Raw genomic sequence first — 18,356 nt, forward strand, 5'->3', positions numbered from 1 at the left:
GACCAGCCGACGCGCATGCCCAACGCAGCGAGATGACTGACAGCCCGTTCGATGAACGCGGGGGCATCTTGACTCCTATGTTCAATCGGATCCATATGTTCAGGATACTTGAACATGTGGAAAAATTGAACATCCTGCGGAGAAGCGATCTGCACGATCATCTTGAGGGGTTCGATATCCCACCTGACCAGAAGGAGTTCCAAATCTGATCGACCTTGCTCTTCACATCACCTGTAATCACAGGTACGAACACAGCCATTGGGATGGACGTGAGTTCAATTGGGAACCGAGCCGCAAATTTCGACATGAGCCGTAGCAGTGCGGCTCAATGACCGTCATACTGATTGCATCGACGACTCAAAGGGGAGTGATGGGAAAAGTCACGTGGGGTTTCACGAGTTCACTCGACGGGTTCATCACCGGGCCGAACCACGACATGTCCTGGATGTCCGGTCTCGGCTCACTGGCTGAAGACACCGTTGAGGACCTTGCGTCCCAGGTGGCTGTCATCATTTCCGGGCGCCGTGGCTATGACGCTGCGAAGGCTCAGGCGGATGAACGCGACGAACTGACCTCCGAGGCTTACGGCGGGGCCTGGGAAGGCACAGAGTTCATCCTCACCCACCGACCCGAGGAATTGGCAGACAACTCGGCCGTCACCGCCCTGAATTGTTCCATCGCCGAGGCGATCGACCGTGCCCAGCTCATCGCGGGTGATCGTGACATACAGATAATCAGCGCCGACATCGGCCGCCAGGCGCTCGAAGGCGACCTGATCGACGAGATGCAGATGTTCGTCGCGCCGGTGTTCCTCGGCGATGGCACGAGAATCTTCGACGTTCCCGGTGGCAGACGCGTCTACTGGGAACTCGTCGCAGAGGATGAGGCCAACAACGATGCCTGGTTTCGCACATTTCGTCCGAAGCGTCGGTAGTGTTCTGCTGCCGCATCGGGTGAGCTCACTCTTGTCGTGAACTCAGCTCCCACAGGATACGCAGGGCTTCCTCGTCGAAATCCTCATCGGTGCTGCCCGGTTCGCTGTCGTGGACCTCGGCGTGCAGCTGCTCCATCTTGCGATCGAGCTGGCCGGCCACCTCGGCAGCCTGTGTGAGTTCCTCGACGAGCCGATCGGGAACTTCGCCGGCGAACTTGTAGTGGATCTTATGTTCCAGGCTGGCCCAGAAGTCCATGGCGATCGTGCGGATCTGAACCTCGCAGATCACCGGGGTCGGACCTGAGCTGAGGAACACGGGCACCTCGAGTATCGCGTGCAGGCTCTTGTAGCCGTTGGGCTTCGGGTGGGTGATGTAGTCCTTGATCTGGACGACCCGGACATCGTTCTGCGAGGTCAGCATCTTCAGCACGTGGTAGGTGTCGGCGATGAAGCTGCAGGTGATGCGGATACCGGCTATGTCGGTGATCTTCGTGCGAATCACATCGAAGTCGAGGGGAAGCTCGCGGCGATTGACCTTCTCCAGCAGACTCCGCGGCGACTTCACCCTCGATGTGATGTGCTCGATCGGGTTGTAGCTGTGCGTGTGGGAGGTCTCTTCGCTGAGGATCGAGATCTTGGTCAGAAGCTCGTCGATGACGAAGCGGTGTTCCATGAGCAGGCGGGAGAAGTCGTGTCGCAGAGCTCGCACGCTCGCCACTTGGCCAGGAGTCACCGCCGTGTTCGGGGGAGGGAGTTGGTCGGTCATCATTCTCCAAGACTGGGTTGTTGCGGGGACGCTTCGCCAGTCTATCGGCGGCAGAGACCTATCTCGTGTCAGTCCCGCGGCGTACCGTTGGGCCATGTGCAGGAACATCAGAACCCTTCATAATTTCGAACCCCACGCCACCTCGGACGAAGTGCATGCCGCGGCACTGCAGTACGTGCGCAAGATCGTGGGTACGACGAAGCCCTCCCAGGCCAACGCCGAGGCTTTCGACCGGGCCGTCGAGGAGGTTGCCCATACCACTCAGCACCTCCTCGATGCGCTGGTGACCAACGCCCCGGCGAAGAACAGAGAAGTCGAGGCCGAGAAGCGACGAGCCAGATACGAAGCCCGCGCGTGACGAGCCGGGAGATCAGTCCATCACAGTCTTGCCCGCAGCCTCGAGATCCTTCGTGATCCCCGCCGAGGCGGTGCGCAGGGCCTGCATGATCGCCGGCCCGCCGACGTGGTGCTCGGAATCGACGACGACGCCGAGGCCGGCGATCGTCAGCCCATTGCCGTCGAACACGGGCACCGCGATTCCAGTGGTGCCGTCATCGATATGACCGACCAGTTCTGCGAAGTGATAGGTCCGGATCGAGGCCAGCATCTTCCGCAGCACGCTCGGATCGGTCGTCGTCTTCTCGGTGATCGCAGCCAGAGGGCCCCGCAGGTACGCTTCGCGCACATGCTTCGGTGCGTGCGCCAACAGTACCAGTCCGCATGACGAGGCATGGGCGGGAAGCCTCCCGGCAGTCTTCGAGCGGTGGATGACGGCAGTCGGCTTCGACATTCGCTCGATGATGAGGACCTCACGCTCGCGCAGAATCCCCAGCTGAGTGTTTTCGCCGACGAAATCGTGGACGGCCATCATATGCGGTCTGGCCACGGAGGCCAGGTCGACGGCGTCGGAGGCGCGATTCGACAGCTCCCACATTCCCACGCCGATTCGCAGCCGCCCGTTGGGGTCACGCTGCAGCAGGTTGTGTCGCATCATGTCGTTGATCAGCCGGTAGGCCGTGGACTTCGGCAAGGCTGCTCGTGCGGAGAGCTCGTCGGTGCTCAGGCTCTGATGATCGGGGTCGAAAGAGCCGAGGACCCGGACCAGCCGATCGATCATGGAATCGCCCGATTGAGAGTTCGCCATGGCCGCAATCGTAGCCGGAGAACTGGCGTATTCTCAATCAATGGATCACCGATGGCTCCGCGTGGTCCGCATCACTATTGTGGCGATAGGTGTGGCAGCCACGCGCATCAGCTGTGCCCGAAAGGCCGACCTCGAAGGAGCGGCAGCCCAGCACCCGATCGCCGAGGCGGCCGATCGTTCCCGTGGGCACGGGGGCTGACCTACATTGAAGTCATCACAGTCACAACCCGAGCAGAGCAGAAACAGGGGAGAACGTCATGAGCGAGAACAGTTTCCTAGGCACCCAGTGGCACGGCAAGATCTTCACCGGCGCGTGGACGAACGGCGCAGACGAGTCCTATGACGTCATCGAACCCGCCACAGGCCAGACCTTGGGGCGCTTGAGCGCTGCGAACGCCGACGACGTGAATGCAGCCGCCACTCGTGCGGCCGCGGCCCAGAAGGAATGGGCGAAGACACCACCTGCCGAACGTGCAGCCGTCCTCCGCCGAGCCGGTGCGCTGTGGGCCGAACATGCCGAGGAGCTCGCCGACTGGATCGTCCGCGAATCCGGTGGAATCCCAGCCAAGGCAGGTCTGGAAGTAAGCTCTGCTGAGCAGATCTGCTACGAATCCTCCGCCCTGCCCAGCCATCCCAAGGGGCAGGTCCTGACCTCGAACGAACCCCGCTGGTCGTTCTCCCGCCGGGTGCCCGCCGGAGTCGTCTCCGTCATCGCACCATTCAACTTCCCACTCATCCTCTCGATCCGCTCGGTTGCCCCGGCACTCGCCCTGGGAAATGCGGTCCTGCTCAAGCCGGACCCACGTACCGCAGTCTGCGGAGGAGTGAGCCTGGCCCGCATCTTCGCCGAGGCGGGTCTTCCCGAGGGTCTCCTGCAGGTTCTGCCCGGAGGCCGGGAAGCCGGCGAAGCCGTGGTCTCTGCTCCCGAGGTCTCTGTCATCTCCTTTACCGGATCCACCGCAGCCGGGCGCAAGGTCGGCGAGTCCGCCGGGCGCCTCCTCAAGCGCTGCCACCTGGAACTGGGTGGAAACAATGCACTCGTCGTCCTTCCCGGAGCAGAGGTCGGTCCGGCCACCTCGGCAGGGGCCTTCGGTTCCTGGATGCACCAGGGACAGATCTGCATGACCACCGGCCGCCACCTCGTCCACGATTCCATCTACGACGAATACGTCGAACAGCTGGCCGAGCGCGCCAGGAACCTGCCCGTGGGCAATCCCGCCACCGAGGAGGTCGCACTGGGGCCGATCATCGACGATCACCAGCGGACGAACATCCGCGACATCATCGACAAGTCCCAGGCCGACGGTGCACGACTCGTTGCCGGTGGCACCGGTGAAGGCGCCTTCGTGCCACCGACGGTGCTCGCGGACCTGAGCCCCTCGAACCCAGCTTGGACGCAGGAGATCTTCGGACCTGTGGCGCCCGTGAGTCGATTCTCGACGCTTGAAGAGGCCGCGGAACTCGTCAATGCCAGCGAATATGGTCTGTCCGTGGGCATCCTCGGCGATGTGGGCATGGCCATCGAACTGGCCGATCTCGTCGACTCCGGCAAAGTCCACATCAACGAGCAGACCGTCTCCGATGAGGCGAATGTGCCCTTCGGCGGCACCAAGGATTCCGGCAATGGATCCCGCTTCGGTGGGGCCGATGCCAATATCGAGGCCTTCACCGAAACGCAGTGGGTCACGATGCGCTCGCAGATCGCACCGTACCCCTTCTGACCTGATGATTTATCGACAAACGTACTGCTCGAACCCCTGAACGACCGGAGACATCGATGTCCACACCTGCTTCACCCACTGGCGCTGCCACCACAGCTCGCGCGACCGATACCCGTTGGCCGGCGATCCTGTGCTGGCTGGCCGTCGCCCTCGAAGGCTTCGACCTCGTCGTGCTCGGGGCCGTGATCCCTGAGCTTCTGGCGACCAACGCCATCGGCTTCACCGCGGAGGCCGCGACCCTCGTCGCGACCCTGAGCTTGGTGGGTGTGGGCCTCGGTGCTGCGGCGGTGGGGCCGATCGCCGACCGCGTCGGACGCCGCTACACGATCCTCGTCTGCGTCCTCGTCTTCTCCATCTTCACGATTCTCGTCGCGTTCTCCCCGAACGTCGCACTGTTCACAACCTTCCGGTTCATTGCCGGACTCGCCCTGGGCGCCGTGATGCCCGGTTGCCTCGCCTACATCAGCGAGCACAACAAATCGGGCAAGACCGGCAAAGCGACGACGCTGACGATGACCGGCTACCACGCCGGCGCCGTGGCGATCTCTCTGCTCGCCGTCTTCTACTCCCACAACTGGCACCTGCTCTTCATCGCCGGCGGTGTCGCCGGACTCGTCCTCGTCCCGTTGCTGTGGTGGAAGCTGCCCGAATCCCAGGAATTCGTCGACGCCCAGGCCGCGAAGTCACGTCCAGCCGAAGCCACGGCCGCAACCGCAGACGCGACTGTCCTCGCGCCGAAGACTGGAATGGCGGGACTGTTCGTGGGCCGCTTCAAATTGGTCACGATCGGCGTCTGGGCCGCCAGTTTCATGGGTCTGCTGCTGGTCTACGGACTCAACACCTGGTTGCCGAAGATCATGGCCGACGCCGGCTACGAAGTCTCAGACTCCCTGGTCATGCTGCTCGTACTCAACCTCGGCGCCGTCGTCGGTCTCGTCATGGCCGGCTGGCTGGCAGACAAGCACGGCACCAAGCCGATCGTGCTGATGTGGTTCATCTTGGCGGCAGTCTTCCTCGCCGTGCTCAGCATTCCCATGACGAGCCAGATCCTGCTCAACATCGCCGTCTTCATCACCGGAGTCTTCGTATTCTCCGCCCAGGTCCTCGTCTACGCATTCGTCTCCGCGATCTACCCACCCACCGCACGCGGAACGGCGTTGGGCATGGCCTCGGCCGTCGGCCGCCTCGGCGCCATCGTCGGCCCGTTCATCACCGGCACCCTCGTCACCGCTGGCATCGCCTACCCGTGGGGCTTCTACCTCTTCGCGGTCGTCGCTGTCCTCGGCTTCGTGGCCATGGTCATCGTGCCCAAGACCGTGGACCCCGCGGGCCGATGACACACTGGATCGATGCCGCGTTCGTTCGCGGAGGTACGAGCAAGGGGCTCTACTTCCGCGCCGATGCACTGCCGACGCTGGACTCGGTGCCGGGACCGGGACCGGGGCCCGATGGGACCACCTCGGCGTGGGATGCGATCTTCTGCTCCGCGCTGGGCTCCCCGGATGCCTTTGGTCGTCAGCTCGACGGGATGGGCGGCGGGATTTCGTCGCTGTCGAAGGTGATGGTGGTATCCGCCTCGGACCGTGAGGGTGTGGATCTCGACTACACCTTCGGTCAGGTCGATGTCGCCGAGGCGGCCGTGGACTATTCCGGCAACTGCGGAAATCTGTCATCGGGTGTCGTGCCCTTCGCTCTCATCGCCGAGATCATCTCGGCCGCCGACGGGTGGCATGTGTTCCGTCTGTTCAATACGAATACCGGCAAGCTCGTCGACGTCGGTCTCACCGTCGTCGATGGCCAGGCCTCCGTTGCGGGCGATTTCGAACTCACCGGTGTCAGCGGCACCGGAGCGCCGATCGAACTCATCTACCCGGATCCTGCCGGCAGCCGCACTTCGGGGCTCCTGCCAACCGGAGTGTCCTCTGAATCGATCGACGTCGACGGAGCCATGTTCGACGTTTCCATGGTCGATGCGTCGCTGCCGGTGGTCATCGTGCCCGCGGCGGCAATCGGTCTCAACGGTGATGAGTCTCCGGAGTCCATCGACGCCAACCGTCATTCGACCCTGATGATCGAGGAGCTGCGGCGCAAGGCGGCGGTGCGGATGGGCTTGTGCGAGTCGCCGGAGACAGCTCCACAGGTCGTACCGAAGGTCGCGGTCGTCACCTCGCCGGAGCCGACGACCCTGCTCGACGGCACCACCTTGGCTGCGGCCGATTCCGATGTCGTCGTGCGCATGATCTCGATGGGCCAGACCCACAAAGCGGTACCGGGTACTGGAGCAATGTGTTTGGCAGCTGCCGCGCAGATCTCCGGAACAATCGTTTACGGAATAATCCACAGATCCGAGCATTCTGTGCCTGGCCCGGAGGTGCGTCTCGGCACACCATCGGGCGTGGTCACCGCCTCCGCGGTCTGGGACGAAGCGCAGAAGACCGTGACGGCGGCCTCCCTGTTCCGCACTGCCCGCGTGCTCATGCGCGGCCAGGTTGCAGTAGAGAGCTGAAGGTGAGGGAGAAGAACCTTGATTTCTGATCGTAGAATCAAGGTCATTCTCCCTCACAATTGCTGGTCCGGCTCACGGCCGGCTGGGTGCGCGGCGCCCAGCGCCGTGGGCTAGCTGCGCTCGCCCAGCTTCCGCCTGCGCACGATGTGCACAATGCTTGCGCCGATGATGATAAGCCCGGCCGCAATCGACATGATCAGCGTTGGATCAGTACCGGTGCGCGGCAGATCGCCGCCGGCATGACTGCCAGCATCGCTTGCCGCCGCGTCCGAGGAGCCGCTCGCACCAGAACCAGTGGAACCGTCTGCCGCGGCCGTCGATGAGCCACTCGAGTCGCTGGCGGAATTCGCACTTGCAGAAGCATCAGAGTCAGCGCCGTTGGCACCTGCATCAGCCCCGTCGTCGGAGGCGGCACCCACATCAGCCTCACCCGAGGCCGCTGCACCGTCGCTTCCATCTTCGTCCTCGGGTTCGAAGAGCCCGACGATGACAGGGTCGTGATCGGAGGCACGGAACTGATCCGGAGCGTAGAAGTCGCCCGCGTTGTAGTTGAAGCGGCTGTATTCGAGTGCCAGAGCTTCGACCGAGTTGATGTTCCAGACATCGGCACCGGTGATTGCATCGAAAGCGCTCGACGGCACATCCGCCTGAGCCTCGGACCTCGACTTCGACTGAGCCCCCGAGCCTGAAGCGTCCAATGCCAGCACGTGGTCGAGACTGCCGGTGCGGGACTTGAACACATAGGTGGATTTGTCTGTCTTCTCGGCTGCGACGTCCTTGAACCCTGCCTCGTAGAAGACCTGCATCGGGTCCTCTTGAGTGTAGGAATTGAAGTCGCCGAGCATGTAGACGAAGTCGCTGTCGGCGGCCTCCTGCTGCTTGCCTGCGAACTTGACCAGCGAAGTCGCCTGCTTCACCCGATCAGCGTTCGACGCTCCTTGTCCGTCACCACTGTCCTCGTTGCCTTCGCCTGAGCCCGAACCTTTGGACTTGAAGTGGTTCGAAATCGTCACGAAGGTCTTGTCGGTCTCAAGCTCACCGGACTCGTCCTTGGGTGCGAACGCCTGCGAGAGGGGCTCGCGGGCGTTGGAGAACGCATCCTGGTCGTCAAGGATCGTGGAATCGTTCTGCGTGGCCACCTCGGCGGGCTGATAGATCAAAGCCGTGCGGATGACATCCTCATCTTCCGGCACCGTGGCGGGGGAAGGTACGAAGTCCCACTTGTCTTCTCCGGCAGACTCGTTGAGGCGCTGCACAAGAGTCTCAAGTGCATCATCGCGATCATCGCCGAACGCCGCGGAATTCTCGATCTCCATGAGAGAGACGACTGAAGCATCGAGCTTGCTGATGGCCGTGACGATCTTCGTCTCCTGGCGTTTGAGGCTTTCCGCGTTGGCAGCACCACGGGCATCGCAGCCGCCGCGAACGGTGATCGGGTTGCCCTCGCGGTCGTCATAGTAGTCACAGCCGGAGAGCTGATCGCCGGTCGTGGTGAAATAGTTGAGGACGTTGAAGCTGGCCAGACTGACCTGTCCGCCGATGTCCTCTGGTGCATCGGTGCGGGTGTCGGTGAAGCTGGCAGGCTGGATCGCCTCGGCGTTGTCGCCGGTCAGGCGGGTGGTGGGCTGGAAGCGCCACTTCTCGTGATCGAAGCCGAGCACCACCGGCGAGGTCATCGTTACCTGAGCGCCGACGCGCATCGGTTCGTCGTTCGAGACATACGGGACGACAGTGTCCTTGTCGTTTTCGAGGTAGTTGACGCTCGCACCGTCATCGAGGATGACCTCACGTTTGAGGTTCTCGGCTTCGACGGCCTTGGCCTCTGCACTTCCCGGTCGGGCGACTTCGGTGGGCTGGGGGAGGGCTCCGTCGCCGGTGGCCAACACCACTTCGCCGTAGGCGTTCGTGTTGTAATTGTCGGCCACGGTCAGCTCACCGGTGGGCTGCAGCAGCATGCCTTCGAGGGCTTCACGGGCGGAAGCGTCGTCAGGGAACGCGTCTTCGATGGGCTTGACCGCCTCGGCGGGCTCATCCAGGACCGTCATTCCCTTGTTGCTGACGGAGATCTGAGTCTGCCCGTAGTGTTCAGAGACCGAGCCGGTCAGTTCAAGATGGTCGCCGAGGCTGACATCAGCGACTGTGTCAGGGGAGTAGACGAAGACGCCGTCCGAGGCGCCCGGAGTCTCATCCTCGGCACCGCCTGTGCCCGGCGTCTGCACGTAGTATCCGTTCAGCCCGCCGCTCGGGTACGACGCTGTGACGATGCCGCGGGTCCTGACGGTCTCGCCTTGCAGGGGGCTTGCATCGCCGGTGCCCTGAATATCGGCGATCGGGGTGACATCCTCTGGCACAGGGGAGTTGCCGCCGTCTTCACCATCATCACCGGGCAGCGCGTCCGGAGTCGGCGCCGCGGAGGACCAGGTGCCGTCGATGAGTTGGATGGATTGTCCGCCCGCGGCGGTGGCTCCCGTGGGAGAGGCCTCTTCGCCGACGACGGCGTCGGGGGTGTTCTTGTTCGACTTACCCGTCACACCCTTGCCGTCGGTCACGCCGCCGACCTGTTCGAAGTCCACGAGCATGCCGTCGTCATCGATGGCGAAGGCCGAGGAGCCGTAGCTGCCGTCGGCGGCATTCCCGGACTTCACGGAGTTCGTGATCGGCACCTCGACCGCCAGCGCGCCGGCCTCGCCTACGGTGGTGCCGGCAGGAACGGTGGTGATGTTCTCCGCCGCTTGGACACTGCCGCCGCGAGTGACGGAACCGACCGTCCATCCCGAGACGTCGGTGCCGGGCTCGGCTGCGATCTCGATGAAGTCAGTGTCGAGCGTGTAGCCGATTTCGCTGATGTGCGGATCTTCGGCAGCGGTTGCCGGTGCTGGGGGAAGCGTGAGGCCGATTGCCGCGACGAGGCTGAGCGCCGCGCACGATGAAGCCGTCTTGGAGACTGTCATAGGAGCCTTTCGGATTCTCAAGCGTCGCGAGAGATCACGGCGCAGACACAAGCACCGTATCGCTGTCCACGCTGACGTCTATGGCAGACATGTGAACGAAGTGTGAACTCTGCAAGAGAACGCTGGGTGCTCTGGTGTGATCGAGACTACTACATATGAGACCCTGCCAACACGAACGTCGGCTTGGACACAGCCAGTCCGCGCTGGCTCCGGGAGATCTAAACTGGTGATCTGATCATCAGTCTGCAGGGAGGCAGAAGATGCGTGTGCTCGTCGTCGGCGCCGGGATCGCTGGTTCCACGGTGGCCCATTGGCTGCAGAAAGCGGGGCATCAGCCCACGCTCCTCGAGCGATCACACGGGCTGCGTCGAGGTGGTTATCTCATCGATTTCTGGGGTACTGGATTCGATGTGGCAGAGCGGATGGACCTTGTGCCTCGACTGCGACGCGAGGGCTACCCGCTCGCAGAGGCTCGCGATGTCGCCCTAGATGGGCACCGGATTGCGTCGCTCGACCCCCAGCAGTTCGTTGCGGGAACAAGTGGCCGATACGTCAGCATTCTGCGTTCAGACCTCGCCGCTGCAATCCATGACAGCCTCGAAGGAGACGTCGAGACGATCTTCGGGGACACCGTTGCCCGACTCACCGAGGGGGAGCGAGGCGTCCATATCGAGTTCCTGCATGCTGCCCCACGGGAATTCGACCTCGTGGTCGGTGCGGACGGGTTGCACTCACGCGTCCGTGAACTGATCTTCGGTGAGGAGTCGCGGTTCGAGCGAGACCTCGGGATCGCCGTCGCCGCGTTCGATGTCGACGGCTACCGCCCACGAGATGAACTCGTCGCCGTCTTGCATGCTGAAGTCGGGTTCCAGGCGATCCGTGTCGCGCTGCGTGATGACCTGACGATGTTCATGCTGACCTTCCGGCATCAGGGCCCGGTTCCCACTGATGATCTCGATGCACAACGGGACCTCCTTCGTTCCAGCCTGGCAGAGGCAGGATGGGAGATCCCGGCGATTCTTCACGAGCTGCCGCGGGCACGAACGCTCTACCTAGATCGGGCGAATCAGATCCGGATGCCCTCATGGACCAGCGGCAGAGTCGCACTGATCGGCGACGCCGCGGCGAGTCCGTCATTGTTGGCCGGTCAGGGATCGGCGTTGGCGATGGTCGAAGCCTATGTGCTGGCGGCCGAATTGGCTGCCACACCGGGGGACCATCGCCGAGCCTTCGACGCATACGAACGTCGGCTGATGCCGATGATAGCCAGCAAGCAGGACGCGGCCCATGGGCTCGGAATCGTCTTCGCTCCAGCGAATCGCCGCGACCTGCTGCTGCGCTCGGTCGGAATGAAACTCATGAACATCCGACCGCTGGCCGGTTTGATGCTGGGGCGCAGTCTGCGGGACCAGGCCGGCCTTCCCACGTGGCCGGGCCGCTGAGGCTTCAGCGTATGTACACGATCGACGGAGTGGCACGCGCCGATCGCGCAGGGAACCGCTCAGGCCGGGAAAGTGAACCGTGTTTCGACGAGCTGATGATCGGACGGGAAACGGTTCTGCCGCTGGTTCGGGATGAGTTCGCAGCGTCCGCCGACATCGACGAAGCCGTCTTCGATCAGACCTTCGGCGCTGCAGCCACGCATCACACTGTCGACGACGTCGAGGCCGCGCGAGAAGATGAAGTCGATCCGATCACGGGGCTCGGCACCGTCGGCGCGGCCCGGTTCGGGCTTCTCTTGATGACCCGCGTGGGTGAGCGGCTCGATCGGAGACCATGTATCGGCCGGAGAGGCGACAGGGTCAGAGTGCACCGCGCGGAAGGTGTCGGTGAACCCGGCCGCCAGCAGTGCGTCGGGCGAGCGCCACGCGATATCGGGTCGATCAGTGCGCGCCGACCAGTCCCCGGTGGACGGGGTATTGAAATCACCGCAGATGACGACGGGCAGATCGGCCTGACCGTCCTGGCCGCAGATACGGTCGGTCTCGGACAGGATCTCTTCGATCTGCTCGAGGCGTGGTGCCTCCTCGGCATCGGCGACGTCCTGTCCTTCCCCCTGCAGAGCTCGGTAGACCGCATAGGGGTACGGCGCGAGGTGGACGGACCAGACGAGTATCTGCGGCGAGTCCGGCAGCGGACGCACGAGTGCTGCCTGGGCATAGGGCAGCGTGCTGGTTTCCACCACCGTCAGCTGTCCGGAGCTGAGCACAGCCGTGTCCCATCCCCGCTGCGCATGGTCTGCGAGGATCTTCGGTGCCAGGTTCTCTGCGGCGCTGCCCCAGCATTCCTGCAGCGCCAGAACGTCTGCTGGGAACTGCGCAGCGATCGCGTACTGCTTCTCTTGGCCGAAGTCGACTTCGCGGCCGCCGTACCAGACGTTCCACGTCTGCAGGGTGAATGTGGTCGAAGTGGGCATGGCATCTCCTCAATGCTCGATGTCGATGAGCAGCGAACGGGTTCGGGGATCGAAACGCAGCTGCGCGAAGTGGCGCAGTCGCACCTCGCCTGCCAGCTCGATGCTGGGATCGTTGTTGACTCCGATCACCGTGCATCCGGCCGTGTGCGCTGCCTGTGACCCGACCGGTGAGTCCTCGAAGGCGACCACCGTCGAGGCGGAGAGCCCGAGCCGTCGAGCAGCCAGAAGGTAGGGGTCCGGTGCCGGTTTGCCCTGGTCGACGTCGTCGATCGTGATGATGGCGTCGAAGAAGTCGAGCATTCCGGCACGTTCGAGGAGTCCGCGGACGTCCTCGCCTCGGCCGTTGCTGGCCACAGCTATCGGAATGGTCCCTGACAATGAGGCCACGAGTTCGGGAGCGCCGGGCATGGGAGCGGCGACGTGCTCGAGGGCGGCGCTGTAGGCGCGGTCGACCTCGGCTGCCGTCGGCGGCTGGACATCGCTGGGCGAGCCGAGTGCCTCGTGAATGCGCTGAAGTCGGGCCACAGCCTCGTCCGCGGTGAGTCCGCGCAGGTCCTCGGGCGAGAGGCCACTGGCGGACATCGATGTCAGGTAACCGGCCATGAGGTCGATCCAGGGGGCTTCGGAGTCGACGAGGATGCCGTCGCAGTCGAAGACGGCACCGGAGAATCCGGTGATGGAGTCGCTCATGCGGGGACTCCTTCGGCGTCGTTCCGGTCCAGGCGCAGCGCGGGTTCAGCGGTGACCGAGGCATCGATGCGCATGCCGGGTCGCAAGTCATCGGCGTCGACCGAGGCCAGGGAGGCCGCCCACCGCGCCTTGTGGTCTCCGGGCAGCCCGAGGTGGACCATTGTGCGCTCGCCGGTGTAGGTGCTGTGCTTGACCTCGAGGAAGCCGTCCGCGGCAGAAGTGATCGACAGGTTCTCGGGACGGACGAAGACGGTGTGATCCGGTGCGGGCTCGATGGGAAGACGGTCGCGAATCGTCCAGTCTTGGCCCACGGCGAATTCGTTGATCGAGCCGACGAACCGGGCGACGAAGGCAGTGGCCGGAGACGAATACACCTCGTGCGGGGCGGAGTACTGCTCGATCCTGCCGTCGTTCATCACCGCCACGCGGTCGGCGATCGCCAGAGCCTCTCCCTGGTCATGGGTGATGAAGACCGTCGTCGTGCCCAGCGCCTGCTGCACTCGACGAATCTCATCACGCAGCGAGGAGCGGACCGAAGCGTCGAGTGCGGATAGCGGCTCGTCGAGCAGCAGGACCTTCGGCTGAGTGGCCAGCGCGCGGGCCAGAGCGACACGCTGCTGCTGCCCGCCAGAGAGCTGATGCGGGAAGCGGGCGCCCATTCCGGTCAGGCCGCAGATCTCGAGGAGCTCCTCGGTGCGTCGACGGCGTGCTCCGGCGTCGACCTTGCGGATCCGCAGGCCGTATTCGATGTTGTCGCTGACCCCGAGATTGGGGAACAGGCTGTAGCTCTGGAACACCATGCCCATGTCGCGGCTGTTGGGTGGCAGCTTGAGGACGGATTCGCCGCCGACGAGGACATCTCCTCCGTTGACCGGTTCGAAACCGGCGAGGATGCGCAAGGTCGTCGTCTTGCCGCAGCCGGACGGTCCGAGGAAACTGACCATGCTGCCCGCTTCGATGTCGATGTTGAAGTCGTTGAGCACCTCGGTGCCGCCGTAGGACTTGTTGACGTGTTCGAAGCGCACGGCTTCGGGCTCATCTGTGTGTTCGATGCCCGATCGTGATGGGCGAGGGCGGTTATCCGCAGTGGTCATGGGGTCTCATCGTCCTTTCGAAAAGCACCGGCGGCCTGGGAGACGGCCGGTTCATCGGCTTCGGGCTCATCGTGCTCGCTGACAGCGCTCGGTCGATGGCCGAAGCGCGAGGCGCTCACGGTGGCGGCAGCCAGCAGCAGCCATGTGGTGAGGTTGAGCAGCACGGACAGGGTGATCGAACCGCGGAAGTTCGTGCTTGAGAGTGTATTGAGGAAGACCGGCAGGGTGTTGATCGACAGAGTCGCGGCCACCGTGTACTCCGCAATGGACAGGGCGAAGGTGAAGAAGACCGAGAACATCACCGGTCCTCGGATGTTGGGAATGATGACCCGCCGCAGTGTGGTCCCGAGCCCGGCGCCGAGGATCGATGAGGACTCGAAGAGCGTGCGCAGCGGCAGGGTGGACAGCCCCGCGTCGATCGATCGGAATGTGAAGGGCAGGCATAGGATGACGTAGGTGCCGACGAGCACGAGCGGCAGATCCTGCGACTGCAACATCGTATTCAGCTGCATGCCGAGGCTGCCCCGGCCCTGAGCCGCCAGGCTGCGCAGCACTGCTGAGAGTCCGGCGACGATCGCGATGGCCGGCACGACCAGAGGCAGGGTGCACAGGATGCTGAGCACCGACCGCAGCCGAGGCGCCCAGAGGTGGACGGCGACGACTGCAGGAACCAGCGTGACCACGAGGATGACGGCGGCGAGCACGGACACGACGAGGCTGCGCATGAGCGGGGCCACGATCTTTCCGGAGTCGGCCAGGCCGGTGAGCCCGGACGTGGTGAAGCTGCCGTCGGCGCGGAAGAACGAATATATCAGCGAGCTCAGCAGCGGAGTGAGGATGAAGATCGCCAGCGCCGCGAGCGGCAGCCACGCCAAGAATCTCTTCATCCGCGGGGAGCTGTTCAGGTGTTCAGCCACTTGGCGCTCCTCTTCATCAATGCGTTGTAGGCGATGAGGACGATCACGGCGATCGCTCCCGTCGTCACGCCCAGGGCCATCGCCACTCCTTCTCCGCCGGTGGCTGCAGAACCGGCGAGCTGTCCGGCGATCTCGAGCGGGATGAGGGGGAAGCCTCCCGTGCCGATGAGCACTGCTGCCGAGGCGTGGGTGCCGAAGGCGGAACCGAACATGAGCAGCCAGGCACCCAGCAGGGCGGGAGTGATCACAGGCAGTCCGACACGGCGCCAGAAGGTCAGGCTGGTGCCGCCCAACGACGTGTTGGCCTCACGCCACTGCTGTCTGAGCGAGACGAAGCTGGGAAGCGTGAGAAGGATCATCGTGGGGATGAGGAAGTACTGGTACATGAGGATCAGACCCTTGACGCTGTAGAGCGTGAAGGTCGAATCGACCGCCGTGATCAGCGCGGTGAAGTATCCGGTGTTGCCGACGGCGACGATGAAGGAGAACGCCAGAGGAACGCCTCCGTCGTTGGCCAGCACGCTGGAGATGACGGCGGTGATGGAGTCGACGATCTTCGACTTCACGGTCGAGATCGCCCAGGCGCAGAGACCGCCGAAGATCGCGGCCACGGTGGCGGCGGTGAACGACAGGAGGAGGCTGTTGCCCAGGGCCATCGAACGCGATCCCGAGCCCAGCGCGGTGAAGTTGTCGAGGCCGAAGGTCTTCGTGCCGGGTTCGCTGCCGGGAACGAGGAGCGAGGTCGCCACCATTCCGCCGATCGGGATCACGAAGAACAGCACGATGATGACCGCGATCGGTGCCAGGGCCGTCCAGGCCGGTGAGAGGGCTCGCCTGCGCCGTGGGCCGGCCGGAGCGGAACCTGCTCCGGCCGGCCCAGCGGTGCGGGGCGATGACTGTGGAACTGAGGTCATCCGATAGCTTTCGCCCAGTTGTCAGCGAGGACCTTCTGCTGCGAATCCCGCTGTTCCTGAGTCGGCTGCGGCGCCGTCTGGTCGACCGCATCATCGAGCAGCTTCGACAGTGCATCGTCGTCGACCGTGTCGGCTTCGACCATGGCGTCGAGGCGACCGGGCAGGACGTAGCCTTCGAGCAGCAGGTTCTGTCCCTCGTCGCTGAAGACGAATTCCTGCCACAGGCGTGCAACCGCTGGGTGTGGTGCATCATCGTTGATCGATGCCGCGTAGTAGGAGGCGACGGTGCCGTCGGACGGGATGGAGATCGACATGTCCACCCCACCGTCAGCAAGGTCGTCCGCCCACTGCAGGAGCAGGTAGTCCCAGTTGACGGCGATCGGCGTCTCACCGGTCTCGAACGTTCCGGCCTCAGCCTCTGTCGGTACGAGGTTGCCCTTGTCCGAGAGCTCGGCGAAGTAGTCGATGCCCGGCTGAATGTCGTCGAGCGAGCCGTCGTTGGCCAGGGACGCGGCGACGACGGCCATGAAGCCGGCTTCGCCCGTCGTCGGGTTGCCGCGCATGGCGACCTTGCCCTTGTACTCGGGCTCGAGCAGCTCGGCGAAGCTCTTCGGGCACTTCTTCACGGTCTCGGAGTCACAGCCGATGGCCATGGTCCCGCCGAGGTGGTTGAACCAGGTGCCGTCCGGTGCCTTCATATTCTCGGGGATGTCATCGGCGGTCTCGGGATAGTATTCGGCGAGCAGGCCCTCCTCTGCGGCGTCGACGGCGAAGGATTCGCCGGTGTCGAGGTAGTCGAGAGAGGTTTCCTGCCCCTGCCTGTTCTTGACCGCGTTGATGAGGTCCTGGCTCGCGCCGGTCGAGGTGTCGTTGTCGATCTCGATGTCGTACTTCTCCGAGAACGCGTCGAGCAGCCCGCCGTAGTTGGCCCAGTCGGGGTAGAGGCCCATGACATTGAGTGATCCCTCCGCCTGAGCAGCCTCGACGAGAGCGTCCATGCCCCCGCCGTCTTCGACCGACGTCGCCGATCGCCAATTGGCCGATTCCTCGGACTCGGCGCTGTCACCGCAGCCGGACAGGGCGGCCAGAGCGCCCACTGCGAGGGCAGCCGTGAGCTTTCGTGTGTGTTTGAGCATCGTCGTACTCGCCTTTCGGACTTGTGCGCAAGCGCATTGTGTTCTCATTCGAAGTGCTTCGATCCATCCCCACGATAGGGAACAGATGGAAGATAGACAACCCAGATCACTAGTGAGGTTCTAAGAGTAGAATAATCCTCACCAGTGAGGTTGGCCGAGAAAATGCCGTGCGCATGAACTCTGCCGGGCTGCTCACAGCGTCGAGACAAGGTGACGGTGACGCTCCAGTGCGTGCGGTCGTCGCCAGCTCGGGGGCTTGCGGTAGCGTAGGTGCACGGCACTGACAGCAGTGCTGAGCGTGCTGGCTGTATTGGGAACACATCATGGGAGGACTGAAGGCGTGACCGAGTCGCAACTGCAGCCGTCTGGATCCGGCGGTGCGCGGTACGAGCAGATCGCGGAGCAGATACGCGAATCGATTCGCACCGGGGCACGGCAGGTGGGGCAGAGCCTCGAATCCGAAGCAGCTCTGGCCTCCGAGTACGAAGTCGCACCGGGCACGGTGCGCGAAGCGCTGCGACTGCTGGTCAGTGAGGGAACCGTGGGAGGTCGGCGCGGAGCTCGGAAGATGGTGCTGCGCAGGCCTCGGCCGGCGGCAGTGGCTGAGGAGTTCCGCAGCTTCGCTCAGTGGGCCAGCGCGCACGGGCGGACCCCGGGCGGCCAGGTCATCGAGCAGCGCTGGCGCATTGCGGGGGATGAGACGGCCGCGGCACTCAAAGTCGATCCTCGTGCCCGTGTGCTGCGGGTTCTTCGTGTGCGTCTACTCGACGGCGAGAAGGTCATGGTCGAACGGACGAGCTACCCCGAAGATCTCGGCGACTTGGTCGAGAAGGTTCCCAGCGATGCAGCCTCGGTCAGCCGCAGCCTCGCCCAGCAGCACGGGATCGTCTTCGCCGGTGCTGATCACGTCTTCTCGGCGACCGTCTGCGGTCAGCAGGATGCAGACCTGCTGGGGGTTGCACGCGGACGACCGCTGCTGCGCCACCTGCGTCGCAGCCGCGACAGTGCGGGGCGGCCGTTGGAGATATCCGAGGACCGCTATCTGGCCAACATCCTGTCCGTGGCGATGTCGAACGGTCGCAATGTCAACCCGATCAGCTGGCTGACTGCCGACGAACCGAACTGGTTCTGATTTCGTCGCCGACACCCGAACAGCAGACAGCGGCT

The 18,356-nt window shown here is 63.9% G+C and carries 17 protein-coding genes; 8 read left to right on the forward strand and 9 right to left on the reverse strand.

The window, feature by feature from the left end; all coding sequences use genetic code 11:
• Window positions 1-370: 370 nt before the first annotated feature.
• A complete protein-coding gene (locus tag BSP239C_RS08810) occupies window positions 371-934 on the forward strand; it encodes a dihydrofolate reductase family protein (protein ID WP_101571960.1) in 564 nt (187 codons plus the stop codon).
• Window positions 935-959: 25 nt separating this feature from the next.
• Here the strand turns inward: BSP239C_RS08810 and BSP239C_RS08815 are convergent, their stop codons facing one another.
• Complete coding sequence (locus BSP239C_RS08815; protein WP_226831248.1) at window positions 960-1,700, reverse strand: GTP pyrophosphokinase family protein; 741 nt, start codon at window positions 1,698-1,700, stop codon at window positions 960-962.
• A 94-nt stretch (window positions 1,701-1,794) separates the two neighbouring features.
• Between BSP239C_RS08815 and BSP239C_RS08820 the strand changes: the two genes are divergently transcribed.
• On the forward strand, window positions 1,795-2,058 hold the full coding sequence (locus BSP239C_RS08820; protein ID WP_101572070.1) for a DUF2277 domain-containing protein: 264 nt from the start codon (window positions 1,795-1,797) through the stop codon (window positions 2,056-2,058).
• Between the two features lie 12 nt (window positions 2,059-2,070).
• Here the strand turns inward: BSP239C_RS08820 and BSP239C_RS08825 are convergent, their stop codons facing one another.
• Window positions 2,071-2,844 carry an IclR family transcriptional regulator gene (locus BSP239C_RS08825; protein WP_101571962.1) on the reverse strand — a complete coding sequence of 258 codons (774 nt, stop codon included), beginning with the start codon at window positions 2,842-2,844 and terminating at the stop codon, window positions 2,071-2,073.
• Here BSP239C_RS08825 and BSP239C_RS08830 point away from each other — a divergent pair.
• From BSP239C_RS08830 to BSP239C_RS08845, 4 genes are read left to right on the forward strand one after another with little or no spacing between them, the layout of a single operon-like run.
• Window positions 2,843-3,043: a hypothetical protein gene (locus tag BSP239C_RS08830; RefSeq protein WP_101571964.1), complete on the forward strand. Its 201-nt coding sequence runs from the start codon at window positions 2,843-2,845 to the stop codon at window positions 3,041-3,043. The genes BSP239C_RS08825 and BSP239C_RS08830 overlap by 2 nt on opposite strands.
• Window positions 3,044-3,101: 58 nt before the next feature.
• Window positions 3,102-4,565, forward strand: coding sequence for a benzaldehyde dehydrogenase (locus BSP239C_RS08835; protein ID WP_101571967.1), 1,464 nt, complete (start codon window positions 3,102-3,104; stop codon window positions 4,563-4,565).
• A 56-nt stretch (window positions 4,566-4,621) separates the two neighbouring features.
• The gene (locus BSP239C_RS08840) at window positions 4,622-5,902 is read left to right on the forward strand and encodes an aromatic acid/H+ symport family MFS transporter (protein ID WP_101571969.1); all 1,281 of its coding nucleotides are present in this window, start codon (window positions 4,622-4,624) and stop codon (window positions 5,900-5,902) included.
• Entirely contained in the window at window positions 5,899-7,071 is a 1,173-nt protein-coding gene (locus BSP239C_RS08845; protein ID WP_101571971.1) for a PrpF domain-containing protein, read from the forward strand. The genes BSP239C_RS08840 and BSP239C_RS08845 overlap by 4 nt, the downstream gene beginning before the upstream one ends.
• 110 nt (window positions 7,072-7,181) lie before the next feature.
• Here BSP239C_RS08845 and BSP239C_RS08850 read toward each other — a convergent pair whose 3' ends face one another.
• The gene (locus tag BSP239C_RS08850) at window positions 7,182-10,022 is read right to left on the reverse strand and encodes an ExeM/NucH family extracellular endonuclease (RefSeq protein WP_101571972.1); all 2,841 of its coding nucleotides are present in this window, start codon (window positions 10,020-10,022) and stop codon (window positions 7,182-7,184) included.
• 260 nt (window positions 10,023-10,282) lie between these two features.
• Here BSP239C_RS08850 and BSP239C_RS08855 point away from each other — a divergent pair, with 260 nt between their 5' ends.
• Entirely contained in the window at window positions 10,283-11,464 is a 1,182-nt protein-coding gene (locus tag BSP239C_RS08855) for an FAD-binding domain (protein WP_101571975.1), read from the forward strand.
• A 59-nt stretch (window positions 11,465-11,523) separates the two neighbouring features.
• Here the strand turns inward: BSP239C_RS08855 and BSP239C_RS08860 are convergent, their stop codons facing one another.
• Genes BSP239C_RS08860 through BSP239C_RS08885 form a run of 6 tightly spaced genes read right to left on the reverse strand, consistent with a single transcriptional unit; the run spans window position 11,524 to window position 17,189 of the window.
• On the reverse strand, window positions 11,524-12,438 hold the full coding sequence (locus BSP239C_RS08860; protein ID WP_096160317.1) for an endonuclease/exonuclease/phosphatase family protein: 915 nt from the start codon (window positions 12,436-12,438) through the stop codon (window positions 11,524-11,526).
• A gap of 9 nt (window positions 12,439-12,447) precedes the next feature.
• Window positions 12,448-13,128, reverse strand: a complete 681-nt coding sequence (locus BSP239C_RS08865) for an HAD family phosphatase (protein ID WP_101571977.1) — start codon at window positions 13,126-13,128, stop codon at window positions 12,448-12,450.
• The gene (locus tag BSP239C_RS08870) at window positions 13,125-14,222 is read right to left on the reverse strand and encodes an ABC transporter ATP-binding protein (RefSeq protein ID WP_101571979.1); all 1,098 of its coding nucleotides are present in this window, start codon (window positions 14,220-14,222) and stop codon (window positions 13,125-13,127) included. Before BSP239C_RS08870 ends, BSP239C_RS08865 begins: the two co-directional genes overlap by 4 nt.
• Window positions 14,219-15,139, reverse strand: a complete 921-nt coding sequence (locus BSP239C_RS08875) for an ABC transporter permease (RefSeq protein ID WP_096160314.1) — start codon at window positions 15,137-15,139, stop codon at window positions 14,219-14,221. The genes BSP239C_RS08870 and BSP239C_RS08875 overlap by 4 nt, the downstream gene beginning before the upstream one ends.
• Window positions 15,124-16,053, reverse strand: a complete 930-nt coding sequence (locus BSP239C_RS08880; protein WP_101571981.1) for an ABC transporter permease subunit — start codon at window positions 16,051-16,053, stop codon at window positions 15,124-15,126. Before BSP239C_RS08880 ends, BSP239C_RS08875 begins: the two co-directional genes overlap by 16 nt.
• Window positions 16,050-17,189 carry an ABC transporter substrate-binding protein gene (locus tag BSP239C_RS08885; RefSeq protein ID WP_101571983.1) on the reverse strand — a complete coding sequence of 380 codons (1,140 nt, stop codon included), beginning with the start codon at window positions 17,187-17,189 and terminating at the stop codon, window positions 16,050-16,052. The genes BSP239C_RS08880 and BSP239C_RS08885 overlap by 4 nt, the downstream gene beginning before the upstream one ends.
• Before the next feature lie 340 nt (window positions 17,190-17,529).
• Here BSP239C_RS08885 and BSP239C_RS08890 point away from each other — a divergent pair, with 340 nt between their 5' ends.
• Window positions 17,530-18,321, forward strand: coding sequence for a GntR family transcriptional regulator (locus tag BSP239C_RS08890; protein WP_145997423.1), 792 nt, complete (start codon window positions 17,530-17,532; stop codon window positions 18,319-18,321).
• The last annotated feature ends 35 nt before the right edge of the window (window positions 18,322-18,356 follow it).

It is taken from the genome of Brevibacterium sp. 239c, from assembly GCF_900169365.1.
Lineage (GTDB): Bacteria > Actinomycetota > Actinomycetes > Actinomycetales > Brevibacteriaceae > Brevibacterium.